Origin of the sequence: Bradyrhizobium macuxiense, assembly GCF_001542415.1 — a bacterium.
Taxonomy (GTDB): Bacteria; Pseudomonadota; Alphaproteobacteria; order Rhizobiales; family Xanthobacteraceae; genus Bradyrhizobium; species Bradyrhizobium macuxiense.
Genome location: NZ_LNCU01000032.1, coordinates 1 through 4,618, shown reverse-complemented (window position 1 = coordinate 4,618; position 4,618 = coordinate 1). Strand labels below are relative to the sequence as shown.

At 64.6% G+C, this 4,618-nt stretch carries 3 protein-coding genes; all 3 read left to right on the top strand.

Annotation, left to right across the window (positions count from 1 at the left end; translation table 11 throughout):
• Nucleotides 1–94 precede the first annotated feature (94 nt).
• The 3 genes from AS156_RS07120 to AS156_RS07110 all read left to right on the top strand — a co-directional run bounded on the left by AS156_RS07120 (nucleotide 95) and on the right by AS156_RS07110 (nucleotide 4,586).
• Entirely contained in the window at nucleotides 95–1,639 is a 1,545-nt protein-coding gene (locus AS156_RS07120) for a DUF1800 domain-containing protein (RefSeq protein WP_066501892.1), read from the top strand.
• Between the two features lie 14 nt (nucleotides 1,640–1,653).
• Nucleotides 1,654–2,847: a DUF1501 domain-containing protein gene (locus tag AS156_RS07115; RefSeq protein ID WP_066501887.1), complete on the top strand. Its 1,194-nt coding sequence runs from the start codon at nucleotides 1,654–1,656 to the stop codon at nucleotides 2,845–2,847.
• A 134-nt stretch (nucleotides 2,848–2,981) separates the two neighbouring features.
• Nucleotides 2,982–4,586, top strand: a complete 1,605-nt coding sequence (locus AS156_RS07110; protein WP_066498669.1) for an IS1182 family transposase — start codon at nucleotides 2,982–2,984, stop codon at nucleotides 4,584–4,586.
• The last annotated feature ends 32 nt before the right edge of the window (nucleotides 4,587–4,618 follow it).

Genomic DNA, 4,618 nt, shown 5'->3' with positions numbered 1-4,618 from the left:
GCCCGCGGCTGCGGCGCGGCCCGCGCCGGCGCGATGTCCGCCCGGGCAGTGTCAACACTGATCATGTGAAGAAGGGTCGGGCAGGTCAGCATCCATGAGCATCATCGGATCTCTCGGATTCCGGTCGGCTTTGAAACTCTTGTTAGGTACGATTGCAGCGCTGGTGGCTTGCCACCAGGCTGCGCGCGCGGCCGAGCTCACGCCGCAGGATGTGGCGCTGCTCGATCGCCTGACCTGGGGTGTCAATGCCTCGAGCGCCGCGCATTTGCGCGACGTCGGCGTCGAACGCTGGCTGCAGGAGCAATTGCATCCGGCCAACGTCGCGCTCCCGGCGGCGGTCCACAGCCAGATCGAGGCGATGCCGGACGTGCATCGTTTCCCGTTCGACATCGCGGCCGCCTTCGACATGCAGGCGAAATCGGCCAACCAGGTCGCCGATCCCGACCAGCGCAAGGCGGCACAGCAGGTCTATCAGCAGGCGATGAACGACCGCGCCAGGCAGGCCGCGGCGCGCACCATCCTGCACGCGCTCTACGCGCCGGATCAGCTGCGCGAGCGCATGACCTGGTTCTGGTTCAATCACTTCAACGTCTATCAGTACAAGGCCAACATCCGCGTGCTGGTCGGCGACTATGAGGATCGGGCGATCCGGCCTTACGCGCTCGGCAAATTCCGCGACCTGCTCGCCGCGACGCTGCATCATCCGGTGATGCTGCGCTACCTCGACAATGCCGACAACGCGGCCGGCCATCTCAACGAAAACTACGCCCGCGAGATCATGGAGCTGCACACGATGGGGGTCGGCTCCGGCTATACCCAGGCCGATGTCGAGGCGCTGGCACGGATCCTCACCGGCGTCGGTGTCGACTTCAAGTCGGAGGATCCCAAGCTGAAGCCCGAACTGCAGTCCCAGCTCGTGCGCGAAGGCGCCTTCGAATTCAATCCGACCCGCCACGACTACGGCGACAAGACGTTCCTCGGCCATCAGATCAAGGGGCGGGGCCTGGCGGAGGTCGACGAAGCCCTCGACATCCTTTGCCATCATCCCGCGACCGCGATGCATATCTCGAAGCAGCTTGCGGCCTATTTCGTGGCGGACAATCCGCCCGACGCGCTGGTGCAGCGCATGGCGCAGACCTTCCAGAAGACCGACGGCGATATCGCGGCCGTGATGTCGACCCTGGTGCACGCACCGGAGTTCGCCGCGACCCTGAAGGGCGGCAGCAAGTTCAAGGACCCGACGCTCTATGTGATGTCGGCGGTGCGGCTCGCTTACGACAACAAGGTCGTCCTCAACACGCTGCCGATCCAGGGCTGGCTCAATCGCCTGTCGGAAGGCCTGTTCAACCACGAGACGCCCGACGGCTATTCGATGCTGTCGACGGCCTGGAACGGGCCCGGGCAGATGATGCTGCGGTTCGAGATCGCGCGCGCGATCGGATCGGGTTCGGCCGGGCTGTTCAAGCCGAGCGAGCCCAATGCGACCGACCATCCGGCGTTTCCGCTCGTCATGAACGGACTCTATTTCAGCAACATCAGGCAGACGCTGAGCCCGACGACGCTCGCGGCCCTCGACCAGGCGGTGTCCCCGCAGGACTGGAACACGCTCTTCCTGTCGTCACCGGAATTCATGCACTGAAAGGGAGGTTCGCCGTGAACCGCCGTGAACTGATCAAGGCCTTCGCCGCTTCCGCTTCGCTCACCGTGGCTGGACGCGTGTGGGCCGCGCCCGCGACCGACGCGCGCCTGCTCGTGGTGTTCCTGCGCGGCGCCTACGACGCCGCCAACGTGATCGTGCCGGTCGGCAGCCAGTTCTATTACGCCTCGCGGCCGACCCTGGCGATCGCGCGTCCCGATGGCGGCAACCCGAATGCGGCGCTGTCGCTCGATGCCGGTTGGGGCCTGCATCCGGCGTTGCGCGATTCGATCTATCCGCTGTGGGCCAAGCGCGAGGTGGCGTTCGTGCCGTTCGCGGGCACCAGCGACGATCTCTCGCGCAGCCATTTCGAGACCCAGGATACGATCGAGCTCGGCCAGGCGGTCGGCGGCAGCCGCGACTACCGCTCCGGCTTCATGAGCCGGCTCGCGACCGAGCTGACGCGGGTCAAGCCGATCTCCTTCACCGACCAGCTTCCGCTGATCTTCCGCGGCCAGGCCCAGGTCCCGAACATCGGCATCGCGAGCGTCAGCAAGCCCGGCGTCGACGACCGCCAGGCCCGGCTGATCAAGCAGATGTACACCCAGGGCAGTCTCGCGAGCTCGGTCTCCGAAGGCTTTCGTGTCCGCGACGACGTCTACAAGTCCGTCTCCGAGGAGATGACGGCGGCCAACCGCGGCGCGGTCTCGCCGCGCGGCTTCGAACTGTCGGCGCGGCGGATCGGCCGCCTGATGCGCGAGCAGTTCAATCTCGGCTTCGTCGACGTCGGCGGCTGGGACACCCACGTCAACCAGGGCGCGGCGACCGGCTATCTCGCCGACCGTCTCGGCGAGCTCGGCCGCGGCCTCGCCGGCTTCTCCGAGGAGATCGGGCCGGCGATGTGGCGCGACACGGTCGTGGTCGTGATCTCCGAATTCGGCCGCACCTTCCGCGAAAACGGCGACCGCGGCACCGATCACGGCCATGGCAGCGTCTATTGGGTGATGGGCGGCGGCATCAATGGCGGGCGCATCGCCGGCGAGCAGGTCCAGGTCGCGCAGGCGACCCTGTTCCAGAACCGCGACTATCCCGTGCTGACCGACTACAAGGCGTTCTTCGCCGGCCTGATCCAGCGCGTCTACGGCCTGCAGCAGGCGAACCTGGAGCGCGTCTTCACCGGCATCAAGCCGAAGGATCTGAGCCTGGTTTGAAGGGACGCTGCCAAAATATCGAAAACAACCCCATGCAAAGTAGCCGTCGGTCGCCGGCGTTCGATACGGCAGCTTGACACGTCGAGACTGAGCAAGAACTCGGCATTTTGGGAAGTTGATGTACGATTCTGTTCATGACGAATCGGACATTCAAGAGCGGCGAGAGCCGCGACCAGGCCAGCCTGCTTCCTGCTCGGATTGAGGATTATGTCGGGGCGGACAACCCGGTCCGGGCGATCGAGAGCTTCGTTCGTGTGCTCGACCTTGCCAAGCTCGGCTTTCGCCATGCGGATCGCAAGGCCGAAGGGGTCGGTCAACCGCCGTACGATCCAGCCGATCTGCTGAAGCTCTACCTTTACGGCTACATCAACCAGATCAGGTCGTCGCGCCGGTTGGAGCGGGAGGCCTGCCGCAATCTGGAACTGATCTGGCTGCTGAAGAATCTGAAGCCGGGTTATCGGACGATCGGCAACTTCCGCAAGGAGAACTGGGTGGCTCTGAAGGCGGCCAACCGCAGCTTCGTGCTGCTGATGCGCGAACTCGGTCTTGTCGGCGGCAGCGTTGTTGCGATTGACGGCTCGTTCTTCCATGGCGACGCCAGCAAGGCCAGCATCTTTACGCGCAAGAGGCTTGCCGATCAGATCGGAAAGCTCGATCAGGAGATCGAGGCCTACGGCAAGTCCCTTGAGGACAATGACGCCGCGGAAGCCAGGAAGCCAGGCCAGGATGGCTCCGATGGTGGCGGCGCAGGTGGTGGTGACCTTGGCGCGAAGGTCGCGGCACTGATGGCGAAGCGCTCGCGCGCACAAGCCGATCTTGCTCGGTTGGAAGAGAATGGCGAGACGCAGTTGTCCCTGACCGATCCGGATGCCCGACTTCTGGTCAAGAGCGGCCAGGGGGTCGCAGGCTACAACGTGCAGACCGCCGTCGACGACAAGCACAAGCTCATTGTCGCCAGCGAGGTGGTGAACGACAGCAGCGATGTCGGCCAGCTACATGCGATGGCCATCGCGGCAAAGGAAGCCCTCGAGGTCAAGACCCTGCAGGTGCTGGCAGACGAGGGCTATTACAGCAGCCGCGAACTGAAGGCCTGTGAGGACGATGGCATCACGGCCTATGTGCCGGTGCCGGAGGGCAGCGCCCGGCTCGAGAAGCAAGGCCGCTTCGCCCTCAAGGACTTCAACTATGATGGCGTATCCGACACCTATCATTGTCCCGGCGGCCATCAGCTACATCCGATGAAGAGCAGGCAGAAGAACACCAGTGGCCGCGTCGAGATCCGCTACGCGGCGCGCGGAGCGATCTGCAGGACCTGCCCGCTCAAGATCCGTTGCCTTGGCTCGAACGCGGCCTACCGGACGATCGGTCGCTGGGAGCATGAAGACGTTCTCGAACGTCATCGCGCGCGGATGCAGGGCGCGGGCGAGGTGATGCGCCGTCGCTTTGGCATCGTCGAGCATCCGTTTGGCACGCTCAAATGCCGTGCCGGCTATCGTCATTTCCTGGTCCGCGGCTTCGACAAGGTCCGCGGCGAGTGGAGCCTGATGGCGCTCTGCTACAACTTCACCCGCGTGCTCAACATCCTGGGCTTCGACGCGTTTCTGGCCGCGCTCGCCAAGGCGGTTGCTACTTGCCGATGTACCCTCGCAGCCCTTTTGACGCCCATCCAGGTTGCTCTCGCGGCTCTCTGGACAAACATAGGGCTTCCGCTCGCAATCGGCCGGCCCACGCCGGCCTAACTCCGCTCACCAGTAGTTCTTGCTCAGTCTCG

Coding starts and splice junctions, on each gene's coding strand:
- AS156_RS07120 (WP_066501892.1), top strand. CDS start 95: ATGAGCATCATCGGATCTCTCGGATTCCGGTCGGCTTTGAAACTCTTG.
- AS156_RS07110 (WP_066498669.1), top strand. CDS start 2,982: ATGACGAATCGGACATTCAAGAGCGGCGAGAGCCGCGACCAGGCCAGC.